The sequence below is a fragment of the Microbulbifer elongatus genome, from assembly GCF_020524885.1.
In the GTDB taxonomy this organism is placed as follows: Bacteria; Pseudomonadota; Gammaproteobacteria; order Pseudomonadales; family Cellvibrionaceae; genus Microbulbifer; species Microbulbifer elongatus_A.
Genome location: NZ_JAIVKJ010000001.1, coordinates 1,013,046 through 1,030,423, shown reverse-complemented (window position 1 = coordinate 1,030,423; position 17,378 = coordinate 1,013,046). Strand labels below are relative to the sequence as shown.

The following is a 17,378-nucleotide window of genomic DNA, read 5'->3' as shown; positions in this document are numbered from 1 at the left end:
TGTGGGCGCAAGTCTAACAGGTTGCAGGAAAAGTGCATCCAATCTCCGCGGAGCCCCGTCAGGTCGGGGGCTCCGGGCACCCAAGCGGGCGCCCGACAGCGTCTAAATCACCACAGTGACCACCGCTGGAGCCCGCCCAATCACTGAGATCAGTCCTCTTCGATCTGGATGGTACGGAAGGTGGGCTGCCCCCCGCGGAAGAAGCGGATGGGCAGCAATTCACCCTTGGGCAACTTCTTGACGATTTTCTGGTAATCGGCGAGGGACTCCACCTGGTCGAACCCGAGCTGGGCGATGATATCGCCGCTACGCAGGCCCGCATTGGCACCGGCCTTTCCGGGCACCACCTGCTTCACTACCACACCGCTTTCAACGCCCAGACGCTGTTTCAGACTGTCGGGGATATCATCTACCGCCAGCCCCAGGCGACCGCCGATATCCGAGCTTTGGGGCGAGACCGATGCCTGCTGGACATCGTCGTCGCCGGGCAGCGCACCGACACGCACTTTCAGTCTCTTTTCGTTGCCCTCACGCATCAGAATCACCGGCACCTCTGCACCCGGGCGGGTCTGGCCGACCACGTGAGGCAGGTCACCGGACATGCTGATCTTCTCGCTGTCGAACCGGGTAATGATGTCGCCAACCTTGATGCCCGCCTTATCTGCAGGGGATCCAGCTTCCAGCTGGCCCACCAGCGCCCCGGAAGGCTTACCCAGGCCCATTGCCTTGGCCAGCTTGCGGTCCACATCCTGGATACCGACGCCCAGCCAGCCTCGATCCACACGCCCTTTTTCTCTCAGCTGCGCCACCACGTCCTGGGCCAGGCTCGCCGGAATCGCGAAAGACAGGCCAATGGATCCGCCGCTGCGGGTATAGATCTGGGAATTGATACCGACAACCTCACCATTCAGGTTGAACAACGGGCCGCCGGAGTTGCCCGGGTTAATCGCAACGTCAGTTTGAATGAAAGGCACATAGTTCTCGCGGCTCTCATTGGGGATACTGCGTCCCATGGCGCTGACGATCCCCGCACTGGCCGAGTAATCCAGCCCGAAGGGCGAGCCGATGGCCACTACCCATTCGCCTACCTTGATTCTCTCCGAGTCCCCCCAGCGAATAGAGGGGAGATCATCGGCGTCCACTTTCAGCAGCGCGAGATCCGAGCGCGGGTCGGTGCCCACAACCTTGGCCTCGTACTCTCGGCGGTCCGTAAGAGTGACGAGCACCTCATCCGCGCCATCCACTACGTGGTTATTGGTGACTACATAGCCATCTTTGGAGATGATGAACCCGGAGCCCATACTGGCCACCGGTCGTTGCTGGCGCTGACGGGGCTCCAGCAGATGGCGGAAAATATCCGGGATATCCTGCTGGTACTGGGGTGGTACCCCACCATTGCGTGACGCGCGGCTGCGTTCCACGGTATTGATCTTCACCACCGCCGGCGAATTCTGCTCGATAAGGTCCGTCAACTCCGGCAGGCCGCGGGCACTGGCGGCCGTAGAAGCCACAGAGAAGGAAACCAGAATACAAAGTGCAAGCAAAAACTGCGAAAAGCGTGCAACCATATTTGTTACCCCTGATAAGCGCTTTTACTAATATTCAAAAAAATGTGTTCGGAACTCTGACCTTTATGGCTATCACTCAGTGTTATCCGCCAAGTGTTGCCAGCTCAGGTACCGCTACCGGCCTCGACTCCAGGTCTCGACTCTAGAAAGCCCCAGTCGACCGGTATCACACTGTTAGTTGGACGTTTCGCGGAAAAGTTCTCATAACTCAGTGTAAAACAGTGTTAAGGACGCCTGAACAGAACATGACACAGCCCCGAAACACCGCCCCGCACAACGACTCAATGCCCACATTGCGCCCCCGCAGTGAACGCGGGATATTCCACAGTCAGCGCCTGCAATATGGACAGTCAGTGCTCGGAGCCCCGCTGCTCTACTTTCCCGCCGATATTCGGGATGAACACACCGGCATGGTAATGGCCGGCACCCACGGCGATGAGGTGGCCGCAGTGGTCACCCTTTCCTGCGCCCTGCGGTCTCTGGAGGCTGGGCAGCTGCGGCACCACGTCATCCTCGCGGTCAACCCGGACGGCTGCCAGCTGGGCATTCGCTCGAATGCGCGAGGCGTGGACCTGAACCGGAACTTCGCCACCATCAACTGGCAGGGCGGCGGCACCGTTTACCGGTGGAACAGCGCTGCAGAGGAGCGCGACGTCCACCTGTCCAGTGGCGACCGCGCCGGGTCAGAACCGGAAACCCAGGCGCTTTGTCGCCTGATCAGGGAGCTGGAGCCCGCCTGGCTGGTCTCAATTCATGAGCCGCTGGCCTGCGTGGAAGACCCCCTGCAGAGCCCCCTTGGTCAGTGGCTCGCAGAGCGTATGGAACTGCCTCTGGTCACTGAGCTGGGCTACCAGACACCAGGGTCTTTTGGCACCTGGTGTGCCCAACAGGAATACCATTGTATTACCCTGGAGTACCCACCTATCTCCGCGGACGTCGCCAGTGAAGAGTACCTGGATATCACCACCGAGCTGCTGCGCTACGTTCCCTGAAATGCGGCCAGCGCAATCTTGAGGCCCTCCCTCGCACTGTAAATATTCAGGTCCAGTAAACCCGCCCGTCGGCAAATCGCAGCGGTTTCACATCTTTTGCCAGCCAGGTGGGGCCATCGAGATCCACAAACCGGGCGTGCTCCCCCAGGGGCCAGGCGGCACGTATCGCGCGCGATGTGCACAGCATGCACCCAAGCATTACCTCGAACCCTTGTTTTCTCGCAGTATCCGCCAGCGCCAACGCCTCGCAGATGCCTCCGGCCTTATCCAGTTTGATATTCACCATGTCATACAAGGGTTTCAGTCTCGGCAGGTCGGCGCGGGTGTGGCAGCTTTCATCGGCACAGATGGGCAGCGGGTGTGAAAACTCGCATAGAAATTCATCTTCCCCGGCGGGCAATGGCTGTTCCAGCATCGCGACGCCCTGCTCTGCAAGCGACTCACACAGTGCCGGCAAGCCCTGTGCTGCCCAGGCTTCATTGGCATCAATCACCAACTGGCATTCCGGTGCCGCAGCGCGCACAGCCGCCACCCGCTCCAGCACCCGCGTGTGATCGAGCTTGAGCTTGAGCACCGTCACGCCCGCATCCCTGGCAGCGCAGGCCGCTTGCGCCATGGCCTCAGGCTCATCGATCACCAGCGTTTGTACTGTCGGCAGCCAGGTGGGGCCACCCATCACTTGCCCGGTCTTCTTGCGCTCCCAATCTTCCAGCGCGCAGTCCACCGCATTGCGTGCCGCTCCTGCCGGCATGGCATCCTGCAGTTTCTCCCGGCTCATTCCCTGGCGCAGGGCCGGCAACACCGAATTGATTTCGGCCAGCACCGACTCGACGCTTTCGCCATATCGAGGATAGGGGGTGCACTCTCCAACCCCGCTGATGCCCTCAGAGGACAACTCCACCACGACAACCTGGGCTTCGGATCGCGCTCCGCGGGAAATGACAAAGGTCGTGCGCAGGGGCCAGCTTTCGGCATAACAACGCCCTTCAAACATCCCAACTCTCCTTATTGGAACCAGTCGGTGACAGCGACTACGCCACCGCGTGGATCAGCACTCAGTGTAGAAAGATATTTGAAGGGAATTGGAAAAACCGGAAAACGAACGGGAAATTGTGGCGATTGAAACGACGAAAAACAGCGGACGACCACTACTGGTCAGGGCACCTGGGTAACGGGAATGGAACAGGGCTTACCCTGCTCTACGCGCAGGAATTGCGGCGCCATGGCGGGATTATTCCGGTTGTAAAAACTGTAAAGGCGAATTAATAAGCCTCCCAGTATCAAACCGAACGCAGCACCTGCGATCGCCCCCAGTTCACCGCCCTGCTTTTCAGCCACTTCAGTGATGGCAGTACTCATTATGGCATCCCCCGCCAGCGCACCCAGCACCAACATTACCAGCGGCAACAGATAAACCAGCAGTGCGCTGGATGCGAGGGTATTTTCTGATACACCGATTACGACGGTATCGTGCAGGCGAATGCGCGAGAGGGATTTTGGCGATACAGTGACGCGCACTTGCGACGCTTTGGTCCAGAAGTCACCCAAAAGTCCCGTGCCGCAACCGGATTTCGCGGCACAACCGTGACAACCGCTGCGTTGCACGGTTTCTACCCAAATGCCACTCCGCTCCAGGGCCACCACGCGGCCGCGCTCTTCGATCATCAGGCTGGTACTTTCATTTGGATTCACGTAACGGGCTCACATGCAGCACCGAGACATTTACATGCCATCAGTTTTTGGCTGCTACCGACTTGGCAACCAGTTGTGCGGTGCTGTCGGGTATCTCACCCACTACCGTAATGGTATAGCGAACGTTATTCACTTCAAGATGATCCATGTAGGCAACTGTCGCGCCGCGTGTGGCTCGCCCCTGATAGTTCATGTCGGGCCCCAGCTTTTGCACGAAGACCGTGAAAGCACTAAGTCCGTCACTGAAAACCAGCATCTCCCCGTCTGCGAGCTCCCGCGCTGCAACGGCCTTGAAGCCGTTGGGCGCCCACCCCAACCGCCAGCGGCTGACATGAGCACCACATTGGCCGGAGCCATCGCTCTTGCGCGCTTCATTGGATAGCGGTTGCAGGTCGGCGTCATTAATCGGCGCAAGATCCAGCTCCACAAACTGAAATCGCTCCAGTACCCGGCCAGCGGGCGCAACCAGCATGGACTTCAGTGGCAAACCGGTTTCCCGGTCCACACTGATCACCATGCCGTAACGGTGTGGATCGCGCGGTCGGGCTTCGAGAACTACCGCCTCGCGATCCGCAATACGCTCTTGCCCACGAATGAAGAAATGATAAAGACTCCGCACGTTCTCCAGTCCGGAGCTACTCCACAGACCCGCGCGCGACAATGGGCTGCCATCGCGACGGCACTGGGCGTCGTGACCACTACTGACCAGCTCCCTTGGAGCACCGGTCAGGTAACGGATTCGCTCCACCTGTTCGCCATTACGCACCCCATGCACCACCTCCAGGGTTTCCATAACGCCAACATGCTCAAAGGTTGCGAGCCCGCGGTACTCGAGATTTGTCACGGCTTCCGCCACTTTGGCCAACAGCGCCTGGGCTTCCGCATCGGTCGCTGGCAACACCAGGCCCGGTCGAGCAGCTTCCCTATTTTCGTTGGGCTCTGGCTCCTTCGACACAGGCTCTTCCGCCACAGCCTGGGCACTGATCGACGGAGACTGGAAAATTGCCAACAGTAAAAAAGCCAACAGCGAGCTGTTGGCTTTAGGGGCGGAACAACAGAAAACTTTCGCCATGATCATTCTTTATTTGAGGCTAACATCAGCGGGGAAATTCTTCCGCAGCCGGTGGCAGCCTGGCCACCCGCCGCGCATATTTACTCTGAAGGGCGCTCGCCGTATGTGGCGCGGGCAAAAGGCACCATGCCCTGACTGCCCACACGAGCGGCCTGCTCGGAATGCTCAAGCATAACCCGGTTGAGGTGACGCATCAGCTCTGGCGAGGGTACGACCTGTACCTGTGGCGACGGCACCCCCAAGCGCTGCTCAGGCACCAATTGCGGCGCCGTACTTACCGCACGGGTATTCAAAGTGGGGGTAGGCACCACAAAACTGCTGGGTTGGGGCAGTGATTGCACCGGCTGCTGTGCCGGGCGCTCTACTTCCGCCAACATGTTGCCGCCGGGCTGGGGTGACTGAATCTGCTGCACACCGAGTACCGCAGCGAAGGCTACGGTTGCCGCCACCGCACCGCGGGACAGCGGGCGCCACCAGCGACTGCGACCGGTATCACCAGAATCGTTGGCTGCAGACGGCTGCGCAGAATCCGCCAACGATGGCTCATCGGCAATTGCAGCGGAAATGCTTGCCGCCAGACCGAGATCCACCGGCGCGACTTTGTCGCCCCGCAGCACACTACCCGCCAGCTGATAGCGCGACCAGCGCTCCTGGAGATCGCTGCCGGAGGCATCACTCTCCTTCAGCAGTCGCTGAATCTCCAGTTCGGAGGCCTCGCCATCCATCAGAGCAGATAACGATTCATTAAGACGCTGTTGATGATTCCCGTGGGACATACGGGGCAACCCTCTTTCAGTGCAATTCAGTGGATGCATTTGGCGCATCCTGTTGTGTTGGTTTCTGAGACCGGCCTGCGCCGGAAAAGTTTTACCGGGTGGGCAAAATTTGTGTGAATTCGTCCAAAAAATTGCCTGTCGTCCCGGTCACACTACTGTTTTAGATCAATGAGCTACCAGCCGGACTCGCAACAAAACAAAACTGACTAAATGTTAGACGATTCTGCTTGCCGCTCAGCTTTATGAAGACGGCCCCCTTCAGCCGCGGCCGTCCACCGGCTCTGGCTCCCCCGCCATGGCCGCCTGCACCGCGCGATCGATGGCCTCTCGAGCGCGGAAAATACGCGAGCGCACCGTGCCTACCGGGCAGCCCATCACCTCGGCGATCTCCTCATAGCTGAGGCCCTCCATCTCACGCAGGGTCACCGCCGAACGCAGATCCTCCGGCAGCTCGCGGATGGCGCGGTGCACGGTAGCCTCAAGCTGATCGCGGAACAGCTGATTCTCGGGAGTTTCGTTGTCGCGCAAGAGATCGGCGCCGGAATAGTACTCGGCGTCCTCCAGATCTACATCGGAAGACGGCGGGCGACGACTGCGGGATACCAGATGATTCTTCGCCGTATTGATAGCAATACGGTACATCCAGGTATAGAAGGCACTTTCCCCACGGAAATTGCCCAATGCCCGGTAGGCCTTGATAAAGGCCTCCTGCACCACATCGTTCACCTCGGCATGATCATTGATATAGCGGCTGACCACAGCCATGATTTTGTGCTGATACTTGAGCACCAGCAGGTCAAAGGCACGCTTGTCCCCTTTCTGGACCCGCTCTACCAGCTGGCGGTCACTCGGTGACGCCTGTTGCCCTGTCATCCCCTACTCCCAACCACGCTCCCGGTCCATATTGACCGCAAGCCAAGGATTATTCTGTTGTGTCGAAGACACCCAAATTTGGTCATAAGTTCCTGACAAATCGGTAATTTTTGAAGATGTCGTATACTACGCGCCCCTCAACATGAATAAAACTCTATGAGCAACGAGGCGAACGGATCCTTGAGCACCAGCAAAAACCACTATGACGTCCTGGTAATCGGCAGTGGCGCCGCAGGCCTCACTCTGGCACTGCATCTGGCCGCGAGCCAGCGGGTGGCGCTGCTTTCCAAGCAGCGCCTGCGCGACGGATCCACCTGGTTTGCCCAAGGCGGTATCGCCGGGGTGCTGGACGAAACTGACTCCGTAGACGCGCACATAGCGGATACATTAGATGCAGGAGCCGGACTCTGCCACCCCGATGCCGTGCGCTTTACCGTCGAAAACAGTCGCGATGCGGTGCACTGGCTGATCAATCAGGGCGTAGACTTCACCCGCGAGGAAGACGGTGATTACCACCTCACCAAAGAGGGCGGGCACAGTCATCGACGCATCATCCACAGTGCGGACGCCACCGGCCGCGCGGTGCACAGCACACTGATCGAACGGGTGCGCAACAGCCCCAATATTGACTGCTTCGAGCACCATATTGCCCTCGACCTGATCCGCCAGCCGGATGCGGATACCGGTCGCTTCCGCTGTGCCGGCAGCTACGTCTACAACAAAAATACCGAAGAGGTCGAAGTCTTTCAGGGGCGCGCGGTGGTACTTGCTACCGGTGGCGCCTCCAAGACCTATCTGTACACGAGCAACCCGGACGGCGCCAGTGGCGACGGTATTGCCATGGCCTGGCGCGCTGGCTGCCGGGTGGCGAATATGGAATTCAACCAGTTCCACCCCACCTGTCTGTACCACCCCAAAGCAAAGTCCATGCTGATTACCGAGGCACTGCGCGGGGAAGGCGCACAGCTCAAGCTCCCCAATGGCGAGCGCTTTATGCACCGCTTCGATAAGCGCGGCGAACTGGCGCCGCGGGACATCGTCGCCCGCGCCATCGACCATGAAATGAAGCGCCTGGGGGCAGATTGCCTTTACCTGGACATTTCCCACAAGGACCCGGAGTTTGTGCGCGAGCACTTCCCCACCGTGCATCGCAAGTGCCTCGAATACGGCATCGACATCACCAAAGAACCAATCCCGGTAGTCCCCGCCGCCCACTACACCTGTGGCGGCGTGATGGTGGACCAGCATGGTCGCACGGACCTGGATCAGCTGTACGCCATCGGCGAAACCACGTTTACCGGGCTGCACGGCGCCAATCGTCTGGCCAGCAACTCACTACTTGAGTGCGTGGTCTACGCACGCTCCGCAGCACTCCACATTGCGCAGACACTGGCTGAGGTGACGCCGCCAAAACCGGCACTGGCCTGGGACGCCTCGCGGGTAACAGATTCCGATGAAGACGTTGTGATCTCGCACAACTGGGATGAACTGCGGCGTTTTATGTGGGACTTTGTCGGCATTGTGCGCACACGCAAGCGGCTGTTGCGCGCCGAGCACCGCGTAAAGCTGCTGCAGCAGGAGATTCGCGAGTTCTACGCCAACTACAAGATCACCAGCGACCTGATCGAGCTACGCAACCTGGCGGTGGTCGCCGAGCTCATAATCCGCTCCGCCCTGGACCGCCGCGAAAGCCGTGGGCTGCACTACTCCCTGGACTACCCGGGGCTGCGGGAGCTGGCAATGGACACCATCCTGGTACCGGAAAACTTCGCCAATCAGCGCCAGTTTATCGACCTGTCAGATCCGCACTGACGCTTCCCGCCCCACTTCCCAGCACTCGGAGCGGCTGCCCTGCGGCTATCAAGAGTAACGCAGGGCCACCAGCAGCCGGCGCCAGCTTTCGGCGTCGGCACCATCCCGACACAGCACCAGACGCAGCCGCTTGCCCTCCAGGTCGCGGCCGTTGATCACAATCAGCCAGCGCCAGAGAGTCAGTTCGCCACAAAGCCGGAACTCCCGTTTGGCGCCGCCTTTGGGCTGCCAGTACCAGCGACGTTCAGAGGTAGAAATACGCCCTTCATACCGCCCCGCGCGTCGCCACTCAAAGGCCGCAATTAGCAAAACCAACGGTGTAGCAAGCGCCACCGCGATCCACGGCAGGCGCGACAGGGTCAATAACAATAGGGACAGGGCCGCCATCAGCGGCACCGCCCCACGCAGAATGCGTGAGGGGTGAAGGTCGCAGGCCAGGCGGGCGCAGCGCTCAGGGAGGGAAGAACGGGGGACCGCCATACTGTGCCCATTCCGGGCAGCAGCAGGGTGAGGAGAGGTATCAGTCCTGAAGTCCGGTGTTGTCACGGATGATCTGCACGATTTTTTTCAATTCAGGATCCTCCGGGTCCTCCCGACGCAGGAACCAGGCAAAGAGGTCCTGGTCCTGTTCGTCCAGCAACGTGATATAGCGCTGCTTGTCTTCCTCGGAGAGCGTCTCGTATACATTCTCCAGAAATGGCAGCAGCACCAGATCCAGTTCCAACATGCCGCGACGGCTGGCCCAAAACAGGCGGTTGCGATCCATACTTCTTTCTCATAACCCAGATTGCGAATTGCGCGCAGTATAGCGGTAGTTGAAATCCCGCGGCAAAACCCCAGATACTGCAGACACAAATTCCCGGTGCGTGTCAGCGATAAATTCAGGTCAGCGGTAAATCCAGGCCAGCGGTAAGCCCCGGCAGTTCAACAGCCAGCAGTAGAAATCAGAGAGTCGAGCATGGATCAGCAACAGTGGCAGGAATATCTCAGCAGCCAGGGTGCCCAGTGGGCAGAAGGCGCGGCGGAGTTCGATATCGATTCCGGCAATGGCCTGCAGCTGATCGACCTGTCCCCCATGGGCGCGATTTCCGTCGCCGGCCCGGACAGCCAGAAATTCCTTCAGGGTCAGCTCACCTGCGATCTGGTCAACCTACCCGATGAGCACCTGACTCTCGGTAGTCACTGCAACCCCAAAGGACGCATGATCAGCGCCTTTTACGCGCTGAAAGTCGATCAAAGTGAGTTCGTACTGCTGCTACCGCGCGACCTGGTGGCCACCGCACTGGCGGCATTGAAAAAGTACGCTGTATTCTTCAAAACGGAACTGACCGATATCAGTGACGATCAACGCTGGATAAGCCTGACCGGCCGCGATGCGTGCCCCGCTTCGAGCCAGCTTTTGAATCTGTCCAGTAGTTCCGATGCGGATCTGGTGCCCGGTGAGCTGCGCACCTTCGATCACAACGGTCACCGTGCACTAGCCGCCTCGGTGAACGAACGCGTGGTAGTCATCCAGCTCCCCGCTGGACAGGCGGCAGATTTGTGGCAAAAGCTGAGTGGCTCCCCCGCAATTCCCGCCGGCTATAGTCTGTGGCAAAAACAGCTGATCGAAGCGGGACTCCCGACTTTGCACCAGAGCACCAGCGAGACGTTTATTCCGCAAATGCTCAACCTGCACCTGCTCGGCGGCGTCAGTTTCAAGAAAGGATGCTATACCGGGCAGGAAGTAGTGGCGCGAATGCAGTACCTGGGAGCTGCCAAGCGCCGCATGTACCGCGCACGCATCGACAGCGGTGACCTGCCGGAACCAGGCGCGGAAATCTTCACAGCGGCCGGCGGCTCCAGTGTGGGCAATATTGTCGACGGAAGCAGCGCCGGGAAAGAAACCGACCTGCTTGCGGTACTGACCAAAAGCAAGGTCGCCGATGGGGAGAGCCTGCAACTGGCGGACGGACGTGTGCTGGAACTGCTGGAACTCCCCTACGACGCGGATGCCGACCCACTCGCCTGACAGGCGTTATTCTCAGATTTCTACCGCCACCCGCTGCAGTGCACCGGACGGCGGCAGCGCCCAGTTAATGGGCGCTTCGCCACGGCTCTGCAGGTATGCATTAGCTTGGGAAAACGGACGGGTTCCAAAGAACCCGCGGTGTGCAGACAGCGGTGAAGGATGCGGTCCCTTTAACACCAGGTGTCTGCGGTCGTCGATAAACCCGCCTTTTTTCTGCGCGTAACTGCCCCACAGGATAAACACCAGCCCTTCCCTCTGCTCTGCCAGCGCGTGCACCGCGGCGTCGGTGAAGCGCTCCCAACCGCGGCCCTGATGAGCACCGGCTTTGCTCTCCTCTACCGTCAGGGTCGCATTCAGCAGTAGCACGCCCTGCTCCGCCCAGGGCTGCAGGCAGCCGTGGTCCGGTACCGCTATGCCCAGATCAGTCTCCATTTCCTTGTAAATATTTTTTAGCGATGGCGGCAAGCGCACACCGGGCATTACCGAGAAACACAGGCCGTGGGCCTGCCCTGCACCGTGATAAGGGTCCTGACCGAGTATCACCACCTTTACCTGATCAAACGGTGTCGAGTTAAAGGCGTTAAAGATCTGGGCCGCCGGCGGAAAAATATTTTTCCCGGCCTGTTTTTCCTGTTGCAGAAATTCTCGCAACTCGCGCATGTAGCGCTTTTTGAATTCCGGCGCCAATACCGAATACCAGGACGGGTGAATTTTGAGGCTATCGGGAACTTGCATCGTCAACCTTTAACACTTGATGTACCTGTGTTCGCAACGCCGGCACCACCTCTTCCTCGAACCATGGGCGGCGCCGTAACCACAGCGTATTTCTCGGGCTGGGGTGCGGCAGGGGAAACAGCTTATGCGGCAGTGCATCGGCGTAATGGCGCACATTATCAGTAATGCTGCCATACCAGTGTGGGAGATAGTAGCGCTGGGCATATTGCCCGATTAGCAGTGTCAGCTGGATATTCGGCAGCTGGTCCAGCAGACGCTGGTGCCAGGTTTGTGCACATTCCGGCCGCGGCGGCAGATCACCGCCACTACCCCGCCCCGGATAGCAGAAGCCCATCGGGATAATGGCAATACGGGACGCGTCGTAAAAGGTATCGCGGTCCACTTGCAGCCAGTTGCGCAGACGGTCACCGGATGGATCGTTCCAGGGAACCCCGGTTTCGTGTACCCGAGTGCCCGGTGCCTGGCCCACGATCAGCAGTCGCGCCGACCGCGACGCACTCAGCACCGGCCTTGGGCCCAGTGGCAAGTGCGCCTCACACAGTCGGCACGCGCGCACTTCATGCAACAGGATATCAAGCTTGCTCTGCGTCAAAACACGATCAACACAATTACGTCATTCAGCACTGGGGGACGGGAATGCCAGGTGCATCAACAGTCCGCGGCTGTCTTCCGGTGCTGCCACGCGGGTAACCCCATTATTGTCGAGCACCACGAACATACCCCGCTCATTGACCGCAAGCCCCTCACCTTTACCAAAGATGGTTTTCCGGTACACGTATTCCGGCCCCTCCTCGATATGCCGGTACTGAACACACCACTCGGCAATAAGGGTTTCGAGGGAACGCCGGCATACCGCAAACGCATTGCGCTCCAGGGTAAACAAAGCACCATCGTAAAAGGCCAGCGCGGTGAGATCTGCGGAGCGATCGCGAAAATTCAGCCCCGCCACCGGCGGCACCTCGTAAAAATGGCGCCCTACCTTATCTTCAGGCTCAAGCTTTAATAGACCCCGCGGATCGCGCTCCAGTGCCACCCAGAAATCATCGCCAACCTTGACCAGTCCCTCGCTTTCCGCGTTGAACAGTTGGAGGAACCCCTCATCTCGCGCAGACTCCGACCAGCGCGCTGGCGTCCACTCGCCCTTTCGCTCTGCCTGATTCAGCCTGACGATGCGATTGTGTCTTTCACTGAGCAGGTATACATCCGGGCCATCGCAGGTTATCCCTTCAAAATCCATGCTCAGCGGGGTACTCGCATAATGCAGAGCGCGCGCCTTTACTGAGGTTGGCTGATCGCCCGGCAGTGGTGGTCGCGAGAACTCGGCCTTGGGCTCAAGCGAAACCGATCGCGCTCCCGGCTCGGGCGCAAGCCGATAAATACGCTCCGATACTTTGTCCGCAACCGCCAGCAACTCCCCTTGGCAAAAGCTCAGGCCGGAGATATCCAGGCCTTCGCTGCCGTCGATCCACCAGGCCTGCTGCAATTGAGCTGGCATTACCGGGATAACGGGCTCCGCTCTGAGCCCTGCGGTTACCAGAAAATACAAAAAACCGGCCACGCAGCCCTTCAGCAGCCCCGCCACTCGAAAACTCCTTTTCAAAAAACCTCCCTCAACAAATCCCACCACCACACCGGATTCGCGCTGTTCAGCACCGACTCAATCGCGGAAGTTATTAAACTGCAGCGGCTGCTCCAGCTCCTTGCCCCGCAGCATGGCGATCACCTGTTGCAGGTCGTCGCGCTTTTTACCGGTAACCCTTACCTGGTCCCCCTGGATGGAAGCCTGCACCTTCATCTTTTCATCCTTGATGATCTTAACAATCTTTTTTGACAACTCTTTGTCGAGGCCATTTTTCAGGGTTACACCTACTTTGACCTGCTTGCCGGACTGCTCCTCTTCCCCGACTTCCATCGCCAGCGGGTCGATATTGCACTTGATCAGGGCCGCGCGCAGCATATCCACCATCTGCTGTACCTGCATATCGGACTCGGCGCGTAGCGTCAGGGAGAACTCCGACATTTCCACCTCGGCATCCACCCCTTTGAAGTCAAATCGATTGGTAATGGTGCGGTTTACCTGATCCACGGCGTTGGTCAGCTGATGTTTGTCGACTTCTGAAACGATATCGAATGAAGGCATTATCTGGCTCCGTTTACTGTTGGTCGCCCCGCGGCCGGTCAATGGCCGCCTGTTGGCAGATATAAGAAATTCTATTTCCAGCGTTGCGGCAGTACTTCTATGTTCTCACTGCCACTGGCCACCCACAGGTGGCCATCCTGAATGGTGATACTGAAATCCATATTGCGCTCTGCGAGGGCCGCCAGTTGCGCGCACTCGTCAGCGGCCAGGAAAAACACCTGCAGATTGTCGAAGCGGGCACTGGCGGATTCCATTTTCTCCCACCAAACCGGCGCAGTGCGCTGCCCGTATGCATATACAAGTACCTTGCGGGCACGCCCACAGGCCTTGCGTATCCGATCTTCCGCGGGAACCCCAACCTCTATCCAGGTTTCGATTTCACCGTTAAGGCTGTGCTGCCACAGATCCGCTTCGTCATCACTGGAAAGCCCCCGGGTAAACTCCAGCTGCTCGCTGGCATTGTGGGCAAACGCCAGCAGGCGAATCATCATGCGCTCATCCGTTTCCGATGGGTGGCGCGCCAGGGTCAGCAGGTGTTCTGCGTAATAATCCCGGTCCATGTCCGCAATCTGCAGCCTTGCCTTGAATATGGTCGCTTTTAATGCCATTACTACTCTCTGTAAATGTCGGCAGCACAGACTTGCCGGACTCCGACGGATTGGAGACTATTATTGTCTTGTTCGGAACCAACATGGATGAATGGAATGAACTCTGTACTTACAGGCACACCGAATTCTACACAACGTAGGCTCTGGCAATCCCTGCTTGTTTCACTACTGGTCTTTGGCCTGAGTGGCTGCGGGATAAATAACATCCCCACCTACGATGAAAATGTGAAGGCCGCCTGGGCCCAGGTACAAAACCAGTACCAGCGCCGTGCAGACCTGATTCCCAATCTCGTCAAAACCGTGAAGGCCTATGCCTCCCACGAGCGGGAAACCCTCGAAGCCGTCACCGAGGCGCGCGCCAAGGTGAATTCCATGCAGGTGGACTCCGGGATCATCAATGACCCGGCCAAACTACAGCAGTTCGAGGCCGCACAATCCCAGCTGAGCAGCGCCCTGTCCCGGCTTATGGTGGTGGTTGAACGCTATCCGGACCTCAAGGCCAACCAGAACTTCCTGGCGCTACAGTCGCAGCTGGAAGGCACCGAAAACCGCATCAGCGTAGCCCGTCGGGATTATATCGCTGCGGTAGAGCGCTACAACCGCGAAATCCGCACCTTCCCAGGACGCATCTGGCACAGTGTGCTGTACAGCGATATGCCCCTTCGCGATACCTTCGAGGCGACCAGCGAAGATGCCGAAAAGGCGCCTGAAGTCGACTTCCAGTAAACAGCGGGGCCCTGCATGACGATCCGGCGGATCGCCCTCCTCTTTGTTCTTGTACCGGCTCTATTATGGGCCGGCACTTCTGTTGCTGACGTCTCCTTCCCATCCCTCAGCGGACGGGTGGTGGATAACGCCAACCTGCTGAGCCAGACCACCCGCTACCAGCTGACCGAGATGTTGCAGGCGCAGGAGAAAGAAACCTCCAACCAGATTGTGGTGGTCACCCTGCCTGACCTGCAGGGGCTCACCATCGAGGAATACGGATACCAGCTCGGCCGGCACTGGAAGATTGGCCAGAAAAACAAGGACAACGGTGTACTACTGATTGTCGCCCCCAGTGAGCGCCAGGTACGTATTGAAGTGGGCTATGGACTGGAGGGCGCATTAACGGATGCGCTGTCCGCGAATATCATCCACACAAAGATCTTGCCCAAATTCCAAAGTGGCAATTTTGACGGCGGCGTGACTGCCGGAGTGCAGTCCATTATCGCCGCCATCAAAAATGAATATGTGCCGGAACCGACTGAGGATGATGGCGACCGGCGCCTGGCACTATTGGTAGGCCTTTTCCTGCTGTTTGTCATGCTGCAGATATTCGGCGCCTCGGTCCTCGGCGCACCCGCCGGCGGCAGTAACTATCGTCGCGGGCGCTACGGTGGCTACTATGGCGGCGGCGGTTTTGGTGGTGGCTTCGGCGGAGGCGGCGGTGGTTTTGGCGGCGGCTTCGGCGGTGGCGGAGGTGGCTTTGGTGGCGGTGGCGCCTCTGGTGGCTGGTAACCCACCGGACCAGTTAGGCCGAAAAGTGCAGATGAGAAACACAGGATGCTGAACGCAAGCGAACGACGCAAACTTACCGAGACCATCAAAGAGGTGGAATCCCGCACCGATGCAGAGGTGGTTACGGTGCTGGCGGGCCAGTCGGACAATTACCTGTATATCTCCACCCTGTGGGCGGCATTCCTGGCCCTGCTGATCGCCCCTCTGATGCAGTTTCTCCCCTGGTGGATCGAATACCAGCAGGCGTTTACCCTGCAGTGGATCCTGTTTATCGCCTTGGCCGTGCTGTTCCGCTGGCGCCCACTCACCATGAAACTTGTGCCAAAGAAGGTACGCTTCTGGCGCGCGTCCAATCTCGCGCGGCGCCAGTTTCTCGAAAATGAGCTTCACAGCACCAAGAATCGTCTGGGCCTGCTGATCTTCGTCTCCCAGGCCGAACACTATGTGGAAATTCTTGCGGACCGGGGGCTGGCGGAACACATTACCAATGAACGCTGGCAAGAGATCGTTGAAAACTTTATCCGCGAGGTCAAAAAGGGCAAAACCAGTGAAGCCTTTGTCCATTGCGTAGAAAAATGTGGCGAGTTACTCGAAGAAGCTGCGCCTGTCACTACCATCAAGAATGAACTCCCCAACCACCTGGTGCTTCTATAATTCCCTACATCGCCGAAACAAACGCCGGCAGGTTCTGGAATCAAATGAAGCCGATTGGTGCACCCATGATTTTGCGCAAGTACGCCATCTCGCTGGCAGTCGTCTCCCTCCTCGTCGTGGGCGCCGCTATTGCCCAGTGGACCTCTTCTTCCACTTCTACCCCAGACAAGCAAGGCGCTCTCTTCTCCAGCACCGCCAACGGTTCGGCCAATCTCGGACAGCGGGTTCAGCAGCTGGAGAATACCCTGGAGCAGACACTAAAGATCCAGGGCCAGTTACTGGAGCTGGTCAATGAACTGAGCAACCGGATTGACCCGGACTCTGACAGCCGCGAAAGCCGCATTGTTAGCGCGGCAGAGCTTGAGGGGGTAACAGACCAGGCAACAGAGAGCCACAATCGGAGAGGGCAGCGCAGACACCAGAGTGAAAACCGCTTCGAACGCATGCGAGAGAACCAGATACGCCAATTGACCGATGCCGGTCTCAGCCCCGAACGAGCTGCCTTTATTGTCGACAAGCAAGAGCGCATTCAATACGAACAAATGCAGTTCAGCTACGAGTACCACCACATGCAGGACAAGCGCTCGGAGCGCGCCAGGGAGCTGCAGCAAAAGCTGCAGACCTACAGCAACCCTCGCCGCGTATTCGAGCAGGAATTGAGTAGCGCCGAATTCGAGCAATACCTCGAAGCGTTTGGCGGGCGCACGGAAATGGAAATTGGCGACCTGCTGGAAAGCGCCCCCGCATACGAAGCCGGCCTGCGTCCCGGCGACAAAATCATCCGTTACAACAACCAGCGGGTTTTCCATATGGGAGATCTGCGCACCCAGGTTTATCAGGCAGAACCCGGCTCATCGGTAGCCGTAGAAATTCAGCGCAAGGGCAGCTCCGCCCCGGAGACCATATACCTACCCGCGGGTCCATTGGGAATTCGCGGTTAGCGGT

At 58.7% G+C, this 17,378-nt stretch carries 20 protein-coding genes; 7 read left to right on the top strand and 13 right to left on the bottom strand.

Annotated features, from left to right (window positions below; all coding sequences use genetic code 11):
* Positions 1-149: 149 nt before the first annotated feature.
* The gene (locus tag LC059_RS04370; protein WP_226702594.1) at positions 150-1,568 is read right to left on the bottom strand and encodes a DegQ family serine endoprotease; all 1,419 of its coding nucleotides are present in this window, start codon (positions 1,566-1,568) and stop codon (positions 150-152) included.
* 245 nt (positions 1,569-1,813) lie between these two features.
* Here LC059_RS04370 and mpaA point away from each other — a divergent pair, with 245 nt between their 5' ends.
* Positions 1,814-2,560: a murein tripeptide amidase MpaA gene (gene mpaA, locus LC059_RS04365; protein WP_226702593.1), complete on the top strand. Its 747-nt coding sequence runs from the start codon at positions 1,814-1,816 to the stop codon at positions 2,558-2,560.
* Between the two features lie 46 nt (positions 2,561-2,606).
* On the opposite strand, the gene ycjG is transcribed toward mpaA, so the two are convergent.
* From ycjG to rpoE, 5 genes are all read right to left on the bottom strand, one after another.
* Positions 2,607-3,554, bottom strand: coding sequence for an L-Ala-D/L-Glu epimerase (ycjG, locus tag LC059_RS04360; protein WP_226702592.1), 948 nt, complete (start codon positions 3,552-3,554; stop codon positions 2,607-2,609).
* A gap of 161 nt (positions 3,555-3,715) precedes the next feature.
* On the bottom strand, positions 3,716-4,252 hold the full coding sequence (locus LC059_RS04355; protein WP_226702591.1) for a SoxR reducing system RseC family protein: 537 nt from the start codon (positions 4,250-4,252) through the stop codon (positions 3,716-3,718).
* A gap of 40 nt (positions 4,253-4,292) precedes the next feature.
* Positions 4,293-5,324 carry a MucB/RseB C-terminal domain-containing protein gene (locus LC059_RS04350; protein ID WP_226702590.1) on the bottom strand — a complete coding sequence of 344 codons (1,032 nt, stop codon included), beginning with the start codon at positions 5,322-5,324 and terminating at the stop codon, positions 4,293-4,295.
* A gap of 80 nt (positions 5,325-5,404) precedes the next feature.
* A complete protein-coding gene (locus tag LC059_RS04345) occupies positions 5,405-6,100 on the bottom strand; it encodes a sigma-E factor negative regulatory protein (RefSeq protein ID WP_226702589.1) in 696 nt (231 codons plus the stop codon).
* Between the two features lie 258 nt (positions 6,101-6,358).
* Positions 6,359-6,973 (bottom strand): RNA polymerase sigma factor RpoE, encoded by a 615-nt coding sequence (gene rpoE / locus LC059_RS04340; protein ID WP_226702588.1) that lies wholly within the window; start codon positions 6,971-6,973, stop codon positions 6,359-6,361.
* Between the two features lie 180 nt (positions 6,974-7,153).
* Between rpoE and nadB the strand changes: the two genes are divergently transcribed.
* Positions 7,154-8,785 carry an L-aspartate oxidase gene (gene nadB / locus LC059_RS04335; protein WP_226702587.1) on the top strand — a complete coding sequence of 544 codons (1,632 nt, stop codon included), beginning with the start codon at positions 7,154-7,156 and terminating at the stop codon, positions 8,783-8,785.
* A 48-nt stretch (positions 8,786-8,833) separates the two neighbouring features.
* Here the strand turns inward: nadB and LC059_RS04330 are convergent, their stop codons facing one another.
* A complete protein-coding gene (locus tag LC059_RS04330; RefSeq protein ID WP_226702586.1) occupies positions 8,834-9,265 on the bottom strand; it encodes a protein YgfX in 432 nt (143 codons plus the stop codon).
* Between the two features lie 40 nt (positions 9,266-9,305).
* The gene (locus LC059_RS04325) at positions 9,306-9,551 is read right to left on the bottom strand and encodes a succinate dehydrogenase assembly factor 2 (protein ID WP_226702585.1); all 246 of its coding nucleotides are present in this window, start codon (positions 9,549-9,551) and stop codon (positions 9,306-9,308) included.
* Between the two features lie 192 nt (positions 9,552-9,743).
* Here LC059_RS04325 and LC059_RS04320 point away from each other — a divergent pair, with 192 nt between their 5' ends.
* A complete protein-coding gene (locus LC059_RS04320) occupies positions 9,744-10,796 on the top strand; it encodes a YgfZ/GcvT domain-containing protein (RefSeq protein WP_226702584.1) in 1,053 nt (350 codons plus the stop codon).
* Between the two features lie 12 nt (positions 10,797-10,808).
* Here the strand turns inward: LC059_RS04320 and ung are convergent, their stop codons facing one another.
* The 5 genes from ung to LC059_RS04295 all read right to left on the bottom strand — a co-directional run bounded on the left by ung (position 10,809) and on the right by LC059_RS04295 (position 14,279).
* Complete coding sequence (ung, locus tag LC059_RS04315; RefSeq protein WP_226702583.1) at positions 10,809-11,531, bottom strand: uracil-DNA glycosylase; 723 nt, start codon at positions 11,529-11,531, stop codon at positions 10,809-10,811.
* Complete coding sequence (locus LC059_RS04310; RefSeq protein WP_226702582.1) at positions 11,515-12,123, bottom strand: uracil-DNA glycosylase family protein; 609 nt, start codon at positions 12,121-12,123, stop codon at positions 11,515-11,517. Before LC059_RS04310 ends, ung begins: the two co-directional genes overlap by 17 nt.
* 21 nt (positions 12,124-12,144) lie before the next feature.
* Positions 12,145-13,113, bottom strand: coding sequence for an esterase-like activity of phytase family protein (locus LC059_RS04305; RefSeq protein WP_226702581.1), 969 nt, complete (start codon positions 13,111-13,113; stop codon positions 12,145-12,147).
* Positions 13,114-13,188: 75 nt separating this feature from the next.
* Positions 13,189-13,671, bottom strand: a complete 483-nt coding sequence (locus tag LC059_RS04300; RefSeq protein WP_226702580.1) for a YajQ family cyclic di-GMP-binding protein — start codon at positions 13,669-13,671, stop codon at positions 13,189-13,191.
* 71 nt (positions 13,672-13,742) lie between these two features.
* Positions 13,743-14,279: a YaeQ family protein gene (locus tag LC059_RS04295; protein WP_226702579.1), complete on the bottom strand. Its 537-nt coding sequence runs from the start codon at positions 14,277-14,279 to the stop codon at positions 13,743-13,745.
* Positions 14,280-14,375: 96 nt separating this feature from the next.
* On the opposite strand from LC059_RS04295, the gene LC059_RS04290 reads away from it, so the two are divergent.
* The 4 genes from LC059_RS04290 to LC059_RS04275 all read left to right on the top strand — a co-directional run bounded on the left by LC059_RS04290 (position 14,376) and on the right by LC059_RS04275 (position 17,374).
* Positions 14,376-15,005 (top strand): LemA family protein, encoded by a 630-nt coding sequence (locus LC059_RS04290; RefSeq protein WP_226702578.1) that lies wholly within the window; start codon positions 14,376-14,378, stop codon positions 15,003-15,005.
* 15 nt (positions 15,006-15,020) lie between these two features.
* Entirely contained in the window at positions 15,021-15,779 is a 759-nt protein-coding gene (locus LC059_RS04285) for a TPM domain-containing protein (protein WP_226702577.1), read from the top strand.
* A 45-nt stretch (positions 15,780-15,824) separates the two neighbouring features.
* Positions 15,825-16,433: a TPM domain-containing protein gene (locus LC059_RS04280; RefSeq protein ID WP_226702576.1), complete on the top strand. Its 609-nt coding sequence runs from the start codon at positions 15,825-15,827 to the stop codon at positions 16,431-16,433.
* A gap of 65 nt (positions 16,434-16,498) precedes the next feature.
* Entirely contained in the window at positions 16,499-17,374 is an 876-nt protein-coding gene (locus tag LC059_RS04275) for a PDZ domain-containing protein (protein WP_226702575.1), read from the top strand.
* Positions 17,375-17,378 lie beyond the last annotated feature (4 nt).